The 17,389-nt window shown below is 66.5% G+C and carries 12 protein-coding genes and 2 tRNA genes; 12 read left to right on the top strand and 2 right to left on the bottom strand.

From position 1 onward, the window contains the following. Window positions 1-167: 167 nt before the first annotated feature. From QLH51_RS07195 to QLH51_RS07225, 7 genes are all read left to right on the top strand, one after another. Window positions 168-252 (top strand) — tRNA-Leu (locus QLH51_RS07195). 67 nt (window positions 253-319) lie between these two features. Further along, the gene (gene tig / locus QLH51_RS07200) at window positions 320-1,921 is read left to right on the top strand and encodes a trigger factor (RefSeq protein ID WP_125655860.1); all 1,602 of its coding nucleotides are present in this window, start codon (window positions 320-322) and stop codon (window positions 1,919-1,921) included. 109 nt (window positions 1,922-2,030) lie between these two features. Beyond that, entirely contained in the window at window positions 2,031-2,969 is a 939-nt protein-coding gene (locus QLH51_RS07205) for a glycosyltransferase family 2 protein (protein WP_125655857.1), read from the top strand. Window positions 2,970-3,063: 94 nt separating this feature from the next. Continuing rightward, window positions 3,064-3,690 (top strand): ATP-dependent Clp protease proteolytic subunit, encoded by a 627-nt coding sequence (locus tag QLH51_RS07210; RefSeq protein ID WP_125655854.1) that lies wholly within the window; start codon window positions 3,064-3,066, stop codon window positions 3,688-3,690. 128 nt (window positions 3,691-3,818) lie between these two features. Further along, entirely contained in the window at window positions 3,819-5,084 is a 1,266-nt protein-coding gene (clpX, locus tag QLH51_RS07215) for an ATP-dependent Clp protease ATP-binding subunit ClpX (RefSeq protein WP_125655852.1), read from the top strand. 319 nt (window positions 5,085-5,403) lie between these two features. Continuing rightward, window positions 5,404-6,108 (top strand): HAD family hydrolase, encoded by a 705-nt coding sequence (locus QLH51_RS07220; RefSeq protein WP_125655849.1) that lies wholly within the window; start codon window positions 5,404-5,406, stop codon window positions 6,106-6,108. Window positions 6,109-6,301: 193 nt separating this feature from the next. Further along, a complete protein-coding gene (locus QLH51_RS07225; protein ID WP_206428895.1) occupies window positions 6,302-7,471 on the top strand; it encodes a calcium:proton antiporter in 1,170 nt (389 codons plus the stop codon). On the opposite strand, the gene QLH51_RS07230 is transcribed toward QLH51_RS07225, so the two are convergent. Together QLH51_RS07230 and QLH51_RS07235 are read right to left on the bottom strand one after the other, a co-directional pair. Beyond that, window positions 7,455-7,700, bottom strand: a complete 246-nt coding sequence (locus tag QLH51_RS07230) for a hypothetical protein (RefSeq protein WP_125655843.1) — start codon at window positions 7,698-7,700, stop codon at window positions 7,455-7,457. The two genes, QLH51_RS07225 and QLH51_RS07230, sit on opposite strands and share 17 nt — an antisense overlap. Further along, entirely contained in the window at window positions 7,697-9,376 is a 1,680-nt protein-coding gene (locus QLH51_RS07235; protein ID WP_125655840.1) for a M1 family metallopeptidase, read from the bottom strand. Before QLH51_RS07235 ends, QLH51_RS07230 begins: the two co-directional genes overlap by 4 nt. 94 nt (window positions 9,377-9,470) lie before the next feature. Between QLH51_RS07235 and lon the strand changes: the two genes are divergently transcribed. The 5 genes from lon to QLH51_RS07260 all read left to right on the top strand — a co-directional run bounded on the left by lon (window position 9,471) and on the right by QLH51_RS07260 (window position 17,364). Further along, a complete protein-coding gene (gene lon / locus QLH51_RS07240; RefSeq protein WP_125655837.1) occupies window positions 9,471-11,954 on the top strand; it encodes an endopeptidase La in 2,484 nt (827 codons plus the stop codon). Window positions 11,955-12,144: 190 nt separating this feature from the next. Next, complete coding sequence (locus QLH51_RS07245) at window positions 12,145-12,417, top strand: HU family DNA-binding protein (RefSeq protein ID WP_055756411.1); 273 nt, start codon at window positions 12,145-12,147, stop codon at window positions 12,415-12,417. Between the two features lie 51 nt (window positions 12,418-12,468). Further along, window positions 12,469-12,543 (top strand) — tRNA-Val (locus tag QLH51_RS07250). 268 nt (window positions 12,544-12,811) lie between these two features. Next, window positions 12,812-14,443 (top strand): hypothetical protein, encoded by a 1,632-nt coding sequence (locus tag QLH51_RS07255; protein WP_125655834.1) that lies wholly within the window; start codon window positions 12,812-12,814, stop codon window positions 14,441-14,443. Between the two features lie 104 nt (window positions 14,444-14,547). Further along, on the top strand, window positions 14,548-17,364 hold the full coding sequence (locus tag QLH51_RS07260; protein WP_125655831.1) for a TonB-dependent receptor domain-containing protein: 2,817 nt from the start codon (window positions 14,548-14,550) through the stop codon (window positions 17,362-17,364). Window positions 17,365-17,389 lie beyond the last annotated feature (25 nt).

The raw sequence follows: 17,389 nt of genomic DNA on the forward strand, positions 1-17,389 counted from the left end.
GTCTCGGCGGGGATGGGCGGCTCGACGGGCATGTTCGGTTCTCCTCACCGCGTCCAACGTCCGCCGCGCTTGCCGGTTGCGAGGGGCAGGCAACTCTGCGAAGCGTGGCGACTTGCCCCGGCGCGCACGACTGCTATAGACGCGCCCGTGCCGGCGGCGTCCGCTCGGCGGGCGTGGCGGAACTGGTAGACGCGCTGGATTTAGGTTCCAGTATCGAAAGATGTGGGGGTTCGACTCCCTTCGCCCGCACCAGCAACGCCGCCTGCGCCTGTCGAAGCTGGAGCCGCTCCATTCGATTCTTTTGACGAAAGCCGTGAGAATGCAGACTGTCGAGACGTTGAACGAGGGCCTCAAGCGCGCCTACACGCTGACCATCACCGCTGCGGATATCGACGCAAAGGTCGATGCCGAAGTGAAGCGCGTCGCGCCGACGGTGAAGATGCCCGGCTTCCGCCCCGGCAAGGTTCCCGCGAACCTCATCCGCAAGATGCATGGCGAAGCGCTGTCGCAGGACGCGCTGAACAGCTCGATCCAGGACGGCATCCAGACGCTGATCGCCGAGCAGAAGCTGCGCCCGGCGACGTCGCCGCAGGTGTCGCTGGACGGCGACTATGCGCCCGGTCAGGACGCAGCCGTCACCGTATCGCTCGAAGTGCTGCCCGACGTGCCGGCACCTGCGATCGACGGGCTGAAGCTGGAGCGGCTGACCGTTCCTGCCGATGAAGCGGTGGTCGATGCGCAGGTCGAGCAGCTGGCCAGCAGCAACAAGCGCCATGACGAGGCACCGGAAGATCACGCCGCCGCCACCGGCGACCTGGTCGTGATGGACTTCGTCGGCAAGGTCGACGGCGTCGCGTTCGACGGCGGCACCGGCGAGGGCATGGCGATCGAGATCGGCTCGGGCCGTCTGATCCCCGGCTTCGAGGACCAGCTGGTCGGCGTGAAGAAGGGCGACGAGAAGACGATCGACGTCACCTTCCCCGACGATTACCAGGCCGAAAATCTTAAAGGCAAGGCTGCGACCTTCGACCTGAAGATTACCGAGGTGAAGGTCCCGGCCGAAGGCGGTCCGGACGACGAGTTCGCCAAGTCGCTGGGCCTCGAAAGCCTCGAGCAGCTGCGCGGCCTTATCAAGGGGCAGGTCGAGCAGGAACTGAACGGCCTGACCCGCACCCATATGAAGCGCAAGCTGCTCGACCAGCTGGCCGCCGGCCACGACTTCGACGTACCGCCGTCGATGGTCGAGGCCGAGTTCGACCAGATCTGGGCGCAGCTCCAGCACGAAGCGGGTCACGAAGCCGATCCGGAAGCGGCACGCGCCGAGCTGGAAGCCGAGCGTGAAGATTATCGCCAGATCGCGGTGCGCCGCGTCCGGCTCGGCCTGCTCCTGTCGGAAATCGGCCAGAAGAACGGCATCGAGGTCAGCCAGCAGGAAATGCAACGCCTGATCATGCAGGCCGCGCAGCAGTACGGCCCGGAAGACCGCCAGCGCTTCATCCAGTATGTCCAGCAGGAGCCGATGGCCGCCGCGCAGCTGCGTGCTCCGCTGTACGAGGACAAGGTCGTCGACTTCCTGTTCGAGAAGGCCGAGATCACCGACCGCGAAGTGACGCGCGAGGAACTGGAAGCCGAGATCGAGAGCGAGGACGGCGCGGTGCCGCACGTGCACGGTCCGGACTGCGGCCATGACCACGATCACGACCATGATGCCAAGCCGGTGACCGCCAAGGATATCGAGCCTGCCGCAGCCGACGCTCCGGCCGAGGCCGAAGCACCCAAGAAGAAGGCCGCGACCCGCAAGGCTCCGGCGAAGAAGGCCGAAGCCGCTCCGGCGGAAGCAGCCGAGGGTGAAGCCGCGCCGGCGCCTGCCAAGAAGCCGCGCGCCAAGAAGAAGGCCGAGAGCGAGACCAGCGAAGGCTGATCGCTTCCCTGCTTCGCGAAGGCATGGGCCGTCCGTTCCCCGTCGGGAGCGGGCGGCCTTTGCTTGTGCGGTGCTTGCTTTCGACGGCGTCCGGTGTTGTACGAGCGGCATGTCGATGACCGTTGCCGTGCTGCTGCCCTGCTATAACGAAGAAGCCGCGATCGCCGCGACCATCGCGGGGTTTCGCGCCGCGCTGCCGCAGGCGACGGTCTATGTGTACGACAACAACTCCTCCGACCGGACGATCGAGGTCGCGCGTGCCGCCGGTGCGGTGGTGCGCAGCGAACGGATCCAGGGCAAGGGTGCGGTGGTGCGGCGGATGTTCGCCGACATCGATGCCGACGTCTATGTCATGGCCGATGGCGATGCGACATACGACGCCGCAGCCGCACCCGAACTGGTCGCACGGCTGGTGGACGAGCAGCTCGACATGGTCGTCGGACAGCGGGTGAGCGACGCGGCGCTCGCCTATCGCCGCGGCCATCGCTTCGGCAACGCGATGCTGACCGGCATGCTGGCGCGGCTGTTCGGGCGCAGTTTTACCGACATCCTGTCGGGTTACCGCGTCTTCTCGCGGCGGTTCGTCAAGAGCTTCCCGTCGCTGTCGGCCGGGTTCGAGATCGAGACGGAGATCAGCGTCCACGCGCTCGAACTGCGCATGCCGGTGGCGGAGGTGACGACGCGCTATTTCGCCCGGCCGGAAGGATCGGCGTCCAAGCTGTCGACCTATGGCGACGGCTTTCGCATCGCGCGCACGATCGCAACGCTCTACCGGATCGAGCGGCCCTTGTGGTTCTTCGGCGCGATCGGGCTGGTGCTGGCGGTACTGGCGATCGTCCTGGCGGTGCCGCTGGCGGTAACCTATGCACAGACCGGGCTCGTGCCGCGGTTCCCGACCGCCATTCTGGCTACCGGACTGGTCATTCTGGCCTCGCTATGCCTCTTTTCCGGTTTGATCCTCGACACGGTCGTGCGCGGCAGGCGCGAGGTGCGGCGGCTGGCCTATCTGGCGCATCCGGCACCCGGTGCTGCGGTGCGGCCGCGATAACCATCATTCCGGGGGCGTAGCGATACGCTCGCCTCTTGCGTACCCCAGCGCGAGCGCCGATGTAGGGCGTCGAAACCTACTCAGCGGGAACCCAATGCTAGACATTCACGACGGCCTCGTCCCCATCGTCATCGAACAATCGAGCCGCGGCGAGCGCAGCTTCGACATCTTCTCGCGCCTGTTGCGCGAGCGCATCGTGTTCGTGACCGGCGGCGTCGAGGACCAGATGGCGTCGCTCATCACTGCGCAGCTGCTGTTCCTCGAATCGGAAAATCCGAAGAAGGACATCTGGATGTACATCAACTCGCCGGGCGGGGTGGTGACGGCCGGCATGGCGATCCATGACACGATGCAGTATATCCGGCCGCGCGTCGGGACGGTGTGCATCGGGCAGGCGGCGTCGATGGGCAGCTTCCTGCTCGCGTCGGGCGAGCCGGGCATGCGCGTCGCGCTGACCAATGCGCGGATCATGGTGCATCAGCCGTCGGGCGGTGCGCAGGGCATGGCGTCGGACATCGAGATCCAGGCCAAGGAAATCCTGCGCATTCGTCGCCGGATGAACGAACTGTACGCGAAGTACACCGGCAAGCCGCTGGAAGAGATCGAGCGCGCGATGGACCGCGACACCTTCCTCGAAGCGGACGAGGCCAAGGCGTTCGGGCTGGTCGATCAGGTGTTCGACAAGCGTCCGGGCGTGTCGGAGGATGCTCCGGCGGCGTGATGCCGTTCCCCGGCCACGCTTCGACCGGCGGCGTGGCCGGACAAAGTTTTAATGGATTGCCGGTTACGGACCTGTGTGTATCCTGACAGGCAGAAAGACGCGCCACGATGGTGCGGGAGATGATTTGAATGACGAAGCTCAGCGGCGGCGACTCCAAGAGCACCCTGTACTGCTCGTTCTGCGGCAAGTCGCAGCACGAGGTGCGCAAGCTGATCGCGGGTCCGACCGTGTTCATCTGCGACGAATGCGTCGAACTGTGCAACGACATCATCCGTGAGGAGACGAAGTCGGCACTGGTCGCCAAGAAGGACGGCGGGGTCCCGACGCCGCAGGAAATCTGCAACGTGCTCGACGATTATGTCATCGGGCAGAAGCAGGCCAAGCGCGTGCTGTCGGTCGCGGTGCACAACCACTACAAGCGGTTGAACCACGGGCAGAAAGGTGCCGACGTCGAACTGGCGAAGTCGAACATCTTGCTGGTCGGGCCGACCGGTTGCGGCAAGACGCTACTGGCGCAGACGCTGGCGCGTATCCTCGACGTGCCGTTCACCATGGCCGATGCGACGACGCTTACCGAGGCCGGCTATGTCGGCGAGGATGTCGAGAACATCATCCTGAAGCTCTTGCAGGCATCGGATTACAACGTAGAGCGTGCGCAGCGCGGGATCGTCTATATCGACGAGATCGACAAGATCAGCCGCAAGGCGGAAAACCCGTCGATCACCCGCGACGTGTCGGGTGAAGGCGTGCAGCAGGCGCTGCTCAAGCTGATGGAGGGCACCACCGCGTCGGTGCCGCCGCAGGGTGGGCGCAAGCATCCGCAGCAGGAATTCCTCCAGGTCGACACGACGAACATCCTGTTCATTTGCGGCGGCGCGTTCGCCGGGCTGGAAAAGATCATTGCGGACCGTTTGCAGGGCAAGTCGATCGGCTTCGGCGCCTATGTCGCCGCGCCCGAGGAGCGTCGCACTGGTGAGGTGCTGCGCCAGACCGAGCCCGAGGATCTGCTGAAGTTCGGCCTGATCCCCGAATTCGTCGGTCGTCTGCCGGTGATCGCTACGCTTGAGGATCTCGACGTGGCGGCGTTGCTCAAGATATTGACCGAGCCGAAGAACGCTCTGGTCAAGCAGTATCAGAAGCTGTTCGACATGGAGGGCGTCAAGCTCGGCTTCAACGACGAGGCGCTGGTGTCGGTGTCGAAGAAGGCGATCGAGCGCAAGACCGGCGCGCGCGGGCTGCGATCGATCCTCGAAGGCATCCTGCTCGACACGATGTTCGACCTGCCGTCGATGGACGGCGTGGACGAGGTGGTCGTCGACAAGGACGTGATCGAGGGCCGGAAGGAACCGGTCCGCGTCTATGCCGAAAAGAAGAAGGCGGGCGACGCGGCATAAGTCGCGGAGTTCGTCGGAAAAAAGCGCGGGCGTCGGGCAACCGGCGCCCGTTCTGCGTTCGGGGCCGCCCCTGACGGCGCGTCCTTTCGGTGAAGGCGGGAACCCGTGAATGGGCGAAGGTCGCGCCTGCTTTCATACCACCCGACACAACGGATTACGGCCTCCGCCGGAAGGACGTCGGTGCCCGCGACATCACGTTGCGGCCCGGAAATACCGTTGAGGCCGGGGAGCGTCGGGGCCCGGAAATAGCCGCCCGCAGCGGCCGCGGGTCGGGCGGGGCCGGCTTTCGCCATCGTCCGTTCCGCGCTATCGGACTTATATGCCGATCGAACTTATCTGCCTCGATGCCGACGACACGCTGTGGCACAATATGCGTCATTTCGAGGAAGCGCATGCCGCGTTCACCGCGATGCTCCGGCCCTTCGCCGCGGCCGACATCGCGCGCGAGACGCTTGATGCGTGCGAGGCGCGGAACCTTGCGCTGTACGGCTATGGGGCGAAGGGCTTCACCCTGTCGATGATCGAAACCGCGCTCGAACTGGGTGGGGATCGCCTGCCGAGTAGGGTCATCGCCGATCTGCTCGCGGCGGGGCGACGGCTGCTGGCCCATCCGGTCGAACTGCTGCACGGAATCGAGGCGACGCTGGACGCGCTGGCAGACCGCGGCCGGCTGGTGCTGGTGACCAAGGGCGACCTGCTGCATCAGGAAGCGAAGCTGGCGGCGTCGGGTCTCGGCGATCGCTTCGCCGGGGTCGAGATCGTCAGCGACAAGACCGAGCAGACCTTCACCCGCCTGTTCGAGCGTTACGGCGTCGCACCCGGACAGGCGGTGATGGCCGGCGACTCGATGCGGTCGGACGTCCTGCCCGCGCTGGCCGCGGGGGCGTGGGCGGCCTATGTCCCGCAACCGCTGGCGTGGCAGCACGAGGCGGCGGTCGCGCCCGCGAATCATCCGCGCTTCGGGCAACTGTCCGAACTCGCCGCGCTGCCGGGCTGGATCGACACGATCGGCCCTGAAGTTTGATCCATCTCTATTGAACCGGGCGTCATCCCGGCGAAGGCTGGAATCTCCCGGTGGCAGCGCGCAGCAGGAGCCGATGGAGACCCCAGCCTGCGCGGGGGTGACGTTTTCATACGGATGGATCAAAGTCTAATATCCCGGCGGACGGAAACATCGGGATGCCCGTGCATTTCCCTTGCGTAACGATCGTGGAGGAATGATGGCGGCGGCAAGCGACCAAGAAGCAATCAGGGCGGCGGAAGCGGGTGAAACGGTCGTCACCCCCGCCGTGAAACGCGCGCTGCTCGATCGGACGGCGCTCCCCTGGTGGTCGCTCGTCATCCCGCTGCTGGGGGGTATCGCCGTGTTGCTGAACCTCGCCAAGGCGAGCGGCGTCGGCGCGGGACTGGCCGGGGCGATCATGATCGGCTGCGTGATCGCGGCGGTCCACCATGCCGAAGTGGTCGCGCACAAGGTCGGCGAACCGTTCGGGACGCTGGTCCTGGCCGTTGCGGTGACGGTGATCGAGGTGTCGCTGATCGTATCGCTGATGCTGTCCGGATCGGGCGACGTCGCGACGCTGGCGCGTGACACGGTGTTCGCGGCGATCATGATTATCCTCAACTTCATCGTCGGAATCTGCCTGCTGGTCGGCGGCATCCGCCATCACGAGCAGCGCTTCGTCCTGCGCGGCGTCAGTGCCGCGCTGTCGGTGCTGGCGGCGATGGCGGTGCTGTCGATGGTGCTGCCCAACTATACCTCCACCGTCGCCGGGCCGACGCTGTCGTCGTCGCAGCTGGTGTTCGTCGCGATCGTGTCGGTCATTCTCTATGCGACGTTCGTCATGGTGCAGACCGTGCGCCACCGCGACTATTTCCTGCCTGCGACCGATGGCGCGCTGCCCAAGGACGTTCACGCCGAACCGCCAAGCGTCAGGACCGCATGGATCGCGTTCGGGGTGCTGGTGGTGGCGCTGGTCGGCGTCGTGCTGCTCGCCAAGGACCTATCGCCGGCGATCGAGGCGGCGGTGCTGGGCGCCGGCCTGCCGCTGGCTGTGGTCGGCATCCTGATCGCGGCACTGGTGCTGGCACCCGAAAGCCTTGCCGCGGTCAAGGCGGCGCGCAAGGACCGGCTGCAGACCAGCCTGAACCTAGCCATGGGCTCCGCGCTGGCGACGATCGGCCTGACGATCCCCAGCGTCGCGATCGTGTCGCTGGTGATGGGATGGCCGCTGTCGCTGGGCATCGACGCCAAGTCGACGGTGCTGTTCGCGCTGTCGCTGCTGGTCGCGACGCTGACGCTGGGCAATGGACGCACGACGGTGCTGGCGGGGATCGTCCACCTGACGATCTTTGCCGCCTATATGTTCGTCACGATCGTTCCGTGACATCGCTGCGCTGTCGGGCGGCCAGCGCCAGCCCGGCGGCGATCTGCACGGCGGCATAGGCGCGACGCAGGCCGGGGCGGCCGACGAACGGGCGGACGAGCCACTCGGCACCGGCGGCGCGTTCCTGCCATAGCGCGACATGGCGTTCGGGCTGCAACAGGCCGAGCAGCCCGTCGCCGATCATGAAGGTGGCGGCCATTTCGGCGGCGCGGTGGGTCCAGAGGGTCATGGGGCAGCAACGCCCGGGCGCTGCATCCGTTCGATCGCGGTCGACCGCCGCAGCAGCCGCGCCATCGGGTCGATGACGACATGCGTGCCGGCGGGGACGATGATCGTCTCCGCCCCGTTCGCCATCGCCAGCGTCCGCAGCCGGCCATCGACCGTCAGTTCGACCGGGAGCGGGAAGGGGCCGTCCCCCGGCACCTGCCACCGCAGCGTCAGTCGGTCGCCGCTGCGTTGCTCGATCAGGTCGGGCAGGGCCGCCTGCCGCAGATACACGTCGAAGAACCAGCCGAGATCGCGTCCGCTCTCCTGCGCGACCGCGACTTCGAAATCGCGGGTCGTGGCGAAGCGGGGCCGGAAATTGCCCGGCCGTGGATCGGGGTGGCCATAGACCAGTCGCCGCGTGGCCGCGAAGAACGCCCGGTCCCCGATCAGGTGACGCAGGCCGTGCAGCATCCATGCGCCCTTGAAATAGACGTCGGTGCCCGGCCCCTGCGCGCCATTGACCTCGCGCGAGGTCAGCGTCCGGCCCGACACGATCGGCACCCTGGCCGCGACCCGTTGCCGCTGGATCAGCATCATCGAGAGGTAGCGGGCGTCGCCCTCCCGCCATTGGCCGTAGAGCGGCTGCATGTACGACGCGAACGCCTCGTGCAGCCAGAAATCGTCCCAGTCGGTCGCGGTCAGCTGGTTGCCGAACCATTCGTGGCTGAATTCGTGCTGGAACAGCCAGTCGAACCCTTCCGGCGCGGCCTTGTAGTCGTTGCCATAGGCATTGATCGTCTGGTGCTCCATGCCGAGATACGGCGTCTCGACCACGCCGACCTTTTCTTTGCCGAAGGGGTAGGGGCCGATGGTCGATTCAAAGAAGTCGAGCGTCGGCGCGAATTCGGCGAACAGCGCGGCGGCCTGCGCGTCCTTGCCCTCCAGATGCCACAGGTCGAGCGGGATGACGTTGCCGAACCGGCTGCGATAGCCGCCCTTGATCTCGCGATACGGGCCGACGCTGATCGCCAGGGCATAGGGGTTGGCCGGGCCCGACCGCCAATGCCATGTCGTCCGCCCGTCGGGCAGGCGATCGACGCCGCGCAGCACGCCGTTTGCCGGCGCGGACAGGCCGGCGGGGACGGTGAGGTGCAGGTCGACCGCATTTGGCTCACCGGCGGGAAAGTCGAGGCACGGCCACCATAGGTCGCATCCGGTCTGCTGCGCGGTCGAACCGAACCAGGGTTTCCCGTGCCAGCTGCTCCAGACGAAGCCGTCGTCCCACGGCGCACGTTTGGCCACGCGGGGTCGGCCAGCATAGCGCAGTTCCACCCGCATCGTCTGTCCCGGCCCTAGTGGACGATCGATCACGACCTGTCCGCCGCCTTGCCGCCAGCCGGTACGCGGCAGCGCGGTGCCCTCCACGTGAATCGCCGACACCGGCAATGCGTCGTCGAGGTCGATCGTCAGCCGCGCTACCCCCGCCTGCGCGGTCAGCGTCAGCGTGGCGCGCGCCGACAGCATCTGCCGCGCCGGCAATGCCTCGACCGCCAGATCGGCATGGGTCAGCCGCAGCGCCGCGCGCTCCGGGGCGATCGCCCCGCCCGAGCGCAACGTCATCGGATGGACCGGCGGGACGTTGCCCGCAGGCGCCGGCTGCATCGCCGCGGCCAGCGCGAACGCGATCGGACCCGTCATGGGTCAGTGCGCCGTCGAACGGAGATTGATGGCGCGGTAATTGCCACCATATAAGGTCGTGGGTCCGGCAGTTCGGCCGGGTCGTGGAGTGTCCATGTCCGAGATTACCAATTCCGTTTCGTTCGAGCCGCTGAAGCTGCCGGTGTTGCCGCTGCGCGATATCGTCGTCTTTCCGCATATGATCGTGCCGCTGTTCGTCGGACGGGACAAGTCGGTCGCTGCACTGGAAGCGGCGATGGCGGGGGCGAAGGAAATCTTTCTCGTGGCGCAGCTCGATCCGGGCGAGGACGATCCGGCGCGCGACGACCTGTACGATGTCGGCGTGTCGGCCGAGGTGATGCAGATGCTCAAGCTGCCCGACGGCACCGTCCGGGTGCTGGTGTCGGGCAAGGCGCGCGCGACGCTGACCGGGCTGGAAACGGTCGACAATTATCTGGTGGCGACGGTGACGCCGGCGGCGGCCGACGACGCCACGCTCGAAGAGGCCGAGGAAGGCATGGACGAACGCGTGGCCGACGCGGTCGCGCAGCCCAGCGCCGAGCTGAAGGCGCTGATGCGCTCGGTCGTCGACCAGTTCGAGAATTACGCGAAGCTCAACAAGAAGCTGCCGGCGGAAACCGCGGTGCAGCTGTCCGAGCTGGACGATCCCTCGCGCCTTGCCGATGCGGTGGCCGGCAACATCGCGGTCAAGGTCGCCGACAAGCAGGCGCTGCTGGTCGAGGCCGATCCGCACAAGCGGCTGGAGATGGTGTTCGCCTTCATGGAAGGCGAGCTGGGCGTGTTGCAGGTCGAGAAGAAGATCCGCAGCCGCGTGAAGCGGCAGATGGAGAAGACCCAGCGCGAATATTACCTCAACGAGCAGTTGAAGGCGATCCAGCGCGAACTCGGCAACGAGGGTGAGGATGGCGACGGCGACGAGATCGCCGAGCTGACGCAGAAGATCGCGACGCTCAAGCTGAGCAAGGAAGCGCGGAGCAAGGCGACGTCGGAGCTGAAGAAGCTCAAGACCATGGCGCCGATGAGCGCCGAGGCGACGGTCGTGCGCAACTATCTCGACGTGTTGCTGGGCCTGCCCTGGGGCAAGAAGTCGAAGCTGAAAAAGGATATTGCCGTCGCGCAGAACGTCCTCGACGAGGATCATTACGCGCTGGAGAAGGTCAAGGACCGGATCGTCGAATATCTGGCGGTACAGGCGCGCACCAACAAGCTGAAGGGGCCGATCCTGTGCCTCGTCGGGCCGCCGGGCGTCGGCAAGACCAGTCTGGGCAAGTCGATCGCCAAGGCGACCGGGCGCGAGTTCATCCGCCAGTCGCTGGGCGGCGTGCGCGACGAGGCCGAGATCCGCGGCCATCGCCGCACCTATATCGGGTCGCTGCCGGGCAAGATCGTCACCAACCTGAAAAAGGCCGGTGCCGCCAATCCGCTGTTCCTGCTCGACGAGATCGACAAGCTGGGACAGGATTTCCGCGGCGATCCGGCATCGGCGCTGCTGGAGGTGCTCGATCCCGAACAGAATGCGAAGTTCAACGATCACTATCTGGAGATCGACATCGATCTGTCGGACGTGATGTTCGTGTGCACCGCGAACACGCTGAACCTGCCGCAGCCGCTGCTCGACCGGATGGAGATCATCCGGCTGGAGGGCTATACCGAGGACGAGAAGGTCGAGATCGCCGAGCGCCATCTGGTCGCCAAGCAGGTCGACGCGCACGGGCTGAAGCCCGGCGAGTTCGAGTTGACGCAGGCGGGGCTGCGCGACCTGATCCGCTTCTATACTCGCGAGGCCGGGGTCCGGACGCTGGAGCGCGAGATCGCGAAGCTGGCACGCAAGGCGCTGCGCCGGATCCTCGAGGGCAAGGCGACATCGGTCACGGTGACGCCCGACAATCTGTCCGAGTTCGCCGGGGTGCGGAAATATCGCTTCGGCGTGGGCGAGGAGGAGCACCAGATCGGTGCGGTCACCGGGCTGGCATGGACCGAGGTCGGCGGCGAGTTGCTGACGATCGAGAGCGTGACGGTGCCGGGCAAGGGATCGGTCAAGACCACCGGCAAGCTCGGCGACGTGATGAAGGAATCGGTCGAGGCGGCGTGGAGCTATGTCAAGGCGCGCTCGCCGGGCTATGGCATCAAGCCGAGCCTGTTCCACCGCAAGGACGTGCATATCCACCTGCCCGAGGGTGCGGTGCCCAAGGACGGGCCATCGGCCGGCATCGGCCTCGTGACGTCGATCGTGTCGACGCTGACCGGCGTGCCGGTGCGGCGCGAGGTGGCGATGACCGGCGAGGTCACGCTGCGCGGCCGCGTGCTGCCGATCGGCGGGTTGAAGGAGAAGCTGCTCGCGGCGCTGCGCGGCGGCATCAAGACGGTGCTGATCCCGGTCGAGAACGAGAAGGATCTGGCGGAGATCCCCGCCAATATCCTGAACGGGCTGGAGATCATCCCAGTCGCACATGTCGACGAGGTGCTGCGCCTGGCGCTGACCGATTCGCTGACCGCGATCGACTGGACCGAGGCCGACGACCTTGCCGCGCAACCGCCGGTGCCGGTACCGGGCATCGCCGAGTCGCGCCCGCACTGACGCTGCGGAAGCGGGCGGCCGGTCGTCGGTCGCCCCTTCTCGTCCAGACGATCGTGCGGGACGACTGGCCGCAACCGCCATGGATTGCGCGCGCGCTGCCAATTTGCTTTGACAGCATCCGTTCGAGCGGCCTTATTGCCGCGTTCGAGTTTTCCATATTGTTTCAGATTGACGAAGGGGGTTCCACGGGATGAACAAGCAGGAGCTGATCGGGCAGGTCGCCGACCATTCGGGGCTTACCCGCGGCGATGCGATGAAGGCGGTCGAAGCGGTGTTCGACGTCATCTCGGCTGCGCTCAAGAAGGGCGATGAAGTACGCCTGGTCGGGTTCGGCACGTTTTCAGTGTCGAAGCGCAAGGCGTCGACCGGCCGCAACCCGCGGACCGGCGAACCGATGACGATCAAGGCGTCGTCGCAGCCGAAGTTCAAGGCCGGCAAGGGCCTGAAGGATTCGGTGAATTAAGCTATGGACAGGCGGACCCTCGCGCTTTAGAGGGCCGCTCTCCGGGTTTCCGGGCGCGTAGCTCAGCGGTAGAGCACACCCTTCACACGGGTGGGGTCACAGGTTCAATCCCTGTCGCGCCCACCAGATCAACGGCCGTCCGGCACATGCCACCTCCGACGCGAGGGCATGTGCGGGGCGGCCGTTTCTGATTCCGCCGCCCTGCGCATCCCGTCGCGGCACGCTGTCACAAAACCGAAACCGTAACGTCTCCGAAACTTCATGCGAATCGCACGGTCCCGTCATCCAGCGCCCCTAACGCGCTGCTGTGGATCGGCCGAAGGGGGAACCTGGGACGATCGCCGGGCCAACGCGCCCGCACAACGACCAACCAAGTTTCGGGAGTTCATCGGTGATGGCCAGCAGCAAGCGCTTCGGCATTCTTCTCATGGCGACGACGGCATGTGCCGCGCTGGCCGGGTGCAGCGGCGCCGATGGCGTGGCGTCGCCCGGGGGCGGCACCATCAACGTGAACCTGCCCGCGCCGGCTCCCACCCCGACGCCGACCCCATCGGCCACGCCGGGCGCGATCACCGCCGCGCAGTTCGCCGCCCCGACCACCGTCAACGGCATCTCGATCACCGCCGACGAACAGCTCGCGATCGTGAACGCGGGCACCAACAACAACGTCAGCGGCGTCGGTTCGACGATGAACGGCGTGTACCCGGTCGGCAGCGCATCGCTGACCGTCGCGACCGACCCGTCGACGATCAACAGCTTCTTCACCAGCACCAATTTCGTCGGCGCGCTGAACGGCCCGACCGACACCGCGTTCCAGGGCTGGACCTGCAACTCGACCTCCGCCGAATTCGGCGGCACGGGCGCGCGCTGCACCGCGGTCCCGTCGATCGGCACCTATGCCGCCGCGACTTCGGTCTGCCCGACCGGCACGATCGACGACGGCACGAACAGTTCGTCGAGCCCGACGATCCGCTATTGCCGCCTGCCGCAGAACATCACGGCCGACCTGTCGCTTCCCAAGATCGCGGGCGTCGTCTATCGCCTGCGCGGCCAGACCGAAGTCGGCGCCGACCTCGGCACCACCGGCGGCACCGGCGCCACGCTGACGATCGCTCCCGGCGTCGTGATCGCCGCCGACTCGACCGAGGCGACCAACGACCTGCTGCTGGTCAATCGCGGGTCGAAGATCTCGGCGATCGGATCGCGCGACGCGCCGATCGTGTTCACATCGCAGCAGAACACCGTCAGCAACGGCGTGTCGGACGCGAGCCAGGGCCAGTGGGGCGGCATCATCCTGCTCGGCCGCGCGCCGACCGCGGTCTGCGCCACCGGCACCGGCCCGAACAACGCCGCCGGTTCGTCGACCACCTGCCAGCAGGCGATCGAAGGCGTCACCGGCCGCTTCTATGGCGGGCCGAACGCCGCCGACAGCTCGGGCCAGATGTCGTACGTCCAGATCCGCTATTCGGGCATCGCGATCAGCGACGGCAACGAGCTGCAGGGCCTGACGCTGGGCGGCACCGGCACCGGCACGGTGCTGGACCATATCCAGAGCCACAATTCGGCCGATGACGGCATCGAAATCTTCGGCGGCACGACCAACCTGAAGTATGTCGCGATCACGGGTGCCGACGACGACGGCTTCGACATAGACAACGGCTATCGCGGCTTCATGCAGTTCATCATCGCCGCGCAGCGCACGCTGGGCGCGACCGCCGACTCGTTCTCGACCGAGATCGACTCGAACAACGGCGAGGACCTGCTGCCGCGTACCTACAGCACCTATGCCAACTTCACCTTCGTCCAGACCGCGCTCGCCCCGGCGGCGATCCGCCAGCGTGGCGGTTCGGACATGCGCTACGTCAACGGCGTGGTGAAGTCGGTGACCGGCGTGCCGTGCCTCAACCTGGTCGCGGGCGAAACCAGCGCGTCGGACCGCTCGACGATCCGCGCGGCGGACACGACGAAGCAGGATGCCGGCCCGCCGGTGTTCAGCTCGGTCTACTTCGCCTGCAACGGGCGCTGATCCGACCCGTCGCAGCCCCAGCGATGACACGCCGATGCCGGGGCGGGCCGATACGCCCGTCCCGGCATTCGCTCTTTACGACTTGAACAGGTGGACCCCCGGTCATGCAGCACCGCCGCGCCTATGCAACGCTCCTTCTCCTGACATCCCAGCTGGTCGCGCCGGCCGTGCTGGCACAGTCCACGACGCCGCCGGCGCCCGCACCGGCCACGCCGCCGGTCGTGCAGACCGGTACCCAGCCCGATACCGCGACCCCGACGGCGCAGGACGGCACCACGACCGACGCCCCGGCCGAAGTTTCCTCGCCCGGTTTCGACGAGGAAGCGGCGCAGGAGATCGTCGTCGTCGGCCGCAACATCCCGAACGTCGTGCGCGCCACGCCGCAGATCGTGTCGGTGCTGTCCGAAGCGGACATCGCCCGCACCGGTGACGGCGACATCGCCGGCGCGCTGACCCGCGTGACCGGCCTGTCGGTCGTCGGCGGCGGCTTCGTCTATGTCCGCGGCCTCGGCGATCGCTATTCGTCGTCGCTGCTCAACGGATCGCCGCTGCCCAGCCCCGAACCGCTGCGCCGGTCGGTTCCGCTCGACATCTTCCCGACCGCGATCGTCGGATCGGCGCTGGTGCAGAAGACCTATTCGGTCAATTTCCCCGGCGAGTTCGGCGGCGGCGTCATCAACCTGACGTCGAAGGCGATCCCTAAGAAGAACTTCCTGTCGATCGGCGGGTCGATCGCGGCCGACACGGTCACGACCAGCGAACTCGGCTATGTCTATGCCGGCGGCAAGAGCGACTGGCTCGGCTATGACGACGGCACGCGCGGCGTGCCGGACTTGATCCGCAACGCCGATCAGGGATCGGGCATCTTTTCCGCGGAGCAGGTCGCGCAGCTGAACAACGCGCGCACGACGTTGTTGCAGGTCAACAACCAGCTGCCCGCCAATTTTTCGGGCGAGATCGCCGGCGGGTCGGTGTTCGACATCGGCAGCGATCGTCTGGGCGTCATCGCCTCGCTCGGCCTGTCCAACAGCTTCCGGACGCGTGACGCGATCCAGCAGGACAGCGTCAGCGAGAACGGTACGGTTCGCAACGACTTCCGCACGGTTCTTACCGACAATCGCGTCGTCGCCAACGCGCTGGTCGGCCTCGGCTACGAGTTCGACGACAACACCATCCGCTGGACCAACGTCTATATCCACGACACGCTCAAGCAGGGGCGTCTGGCGGGATCGGAGGCGTACAACAATTTCAGCGGCCTGCGCCTGCAACAGAACACCAACTGGTTCGAACGCCAGCTGATCGAGACGCAGCTGGTCGGCGAGTTCAAGCTGACCGACGCGCTGAAGTTCGACGCGCGCGGCGCCTACGCCAATTCGAAGCGCAACGCGCCGTACGAGCGGCAGTTCGACTATCTCTGCTCGAACCGGACGACCAACGGCTATCCGATCACGACCGATGGCGCGCCCTTCTCGCGCGGGTTCAACTGCAACGGCGCCTATCAGGTCACGCAGCGCTTCTCGCCGTTCGCGAGCGTGGTGTTCAGCGAACTGGACGAGAACCTGTACACCGGGCAGGCCGATCTGGCGTACAAGCTGCCGACCGACCGGCCGATGACGGTGTCGGCGGGCTATTTCTACTCGAACACCGATCGCAATTCGCGCCGTCTGCAATTCAACTACCAGACCAGCGACGGTGCCGGTACCGCGCCCGGTTTCCCCAACAACCTGCTGCGCCCGGACTATCTGCTGTCGCCGGATTCGCTGTTCAACGCCTGTCCGCAGCGCGGGCCCGACGCCTGCACCATCCAGCTGCAGTTCAATACGCAGAACGGCGCCTATGCCTATGACGCGGGCCTCGAAATCCATGCCGGCTACGTCCAGGCCGAGGCGGAGGTCGGCGACGGCCTGCGCGCGGTCGCCGGCGTGCGCTACGAAACGGCGCGGGAGGAAGTGACCCCGGTCAACAGCGCATCGACGCTGCTGAAGAACGGCTACTGGCTGCCGGCGGGGACGCTGACCTATAATTTCGCGCGGGACATGCAGCTCCGGCTGAGCGGTGCCAAGACGATCTCGCGGCCGCAGTTCCGCGAGCTGGCGCCGCAGCAGTTCCGCGATCCCGACTCCGACCGCCTGTTCTTCGGTAACCCGAACCTGCGCGATTCCGAGCTGTGGAACCTCGAAGCCCGCTACGAATGGTTCTTCGGTCGCGACCAGCGCGTGACCGCCGCCGGCTTCTACAAGCGGATCGACAACCCGATCGAACAGGCGGGCTTCTATCCCAGCCCCGATGCGACGCTCCAGACCGGCTTCACCTTCCTGCCCAAGGCGACGCTGTGGGGCGTCGAGGCCGAGGCGCAGAAGTACGTGCCGCTCGAAAGCCTCGGCAATTTCTTCGCCAGCCGCCGCCTGCTGCTGCTGGCGAACTACACCTACACCCAGTCGGAGATTACCGCCGACGGCAGCTGCGTGCCGAACCCGGCGGCGGCGCTGGGTTCGCCCGGCATCGGCGGCTGCGCGGCGGGCTTTGGTCGCGCTAACCTGCTGTTCCGCGACGGTGCGCCGCTGACCGGTCAGTCGGACCATCTGGTCAACGTCCAGATCGGGCTGGAGGACACGGCGGCGCTGTCGCAGGTCACGCTGCTGTTCAACTATGCCAGCGACCGCGTGACCAATCGCGGTCCGTCGAACCTGTCGGGGCAAGGGTTCCAGCCCGACATCGTCGAGCGTCCCGGCATCCGCCTCGACCTCGTCGTGCGGCAGGGGTTCGAGGTGGCCGGTGCCAATCTGGAAGTGAAGGCGGAGGCGCGCAACCTGACGGGAACGCGCTATTCCGAAAGCCAGGATTTCGGCGCCAACCAGGTGTTCATCAACCGCTACAATCTGGGCCGGATGTTCTCGCTGGGCGTCACCGCGCAGTTCTGATCCCGGACGGACGAGGCAGGACGGG

The organism is Sphingomonas sp. 2R-10 (assembly GCF_030062225.1).
In the GTDB taxonomy this organism is placed as follows: domain Bacteria; phylum Pseudomonadota; class Alphaproteobacteria; order Sphingomonadales; family Sphingomonadaceae; genus Sphingomonas.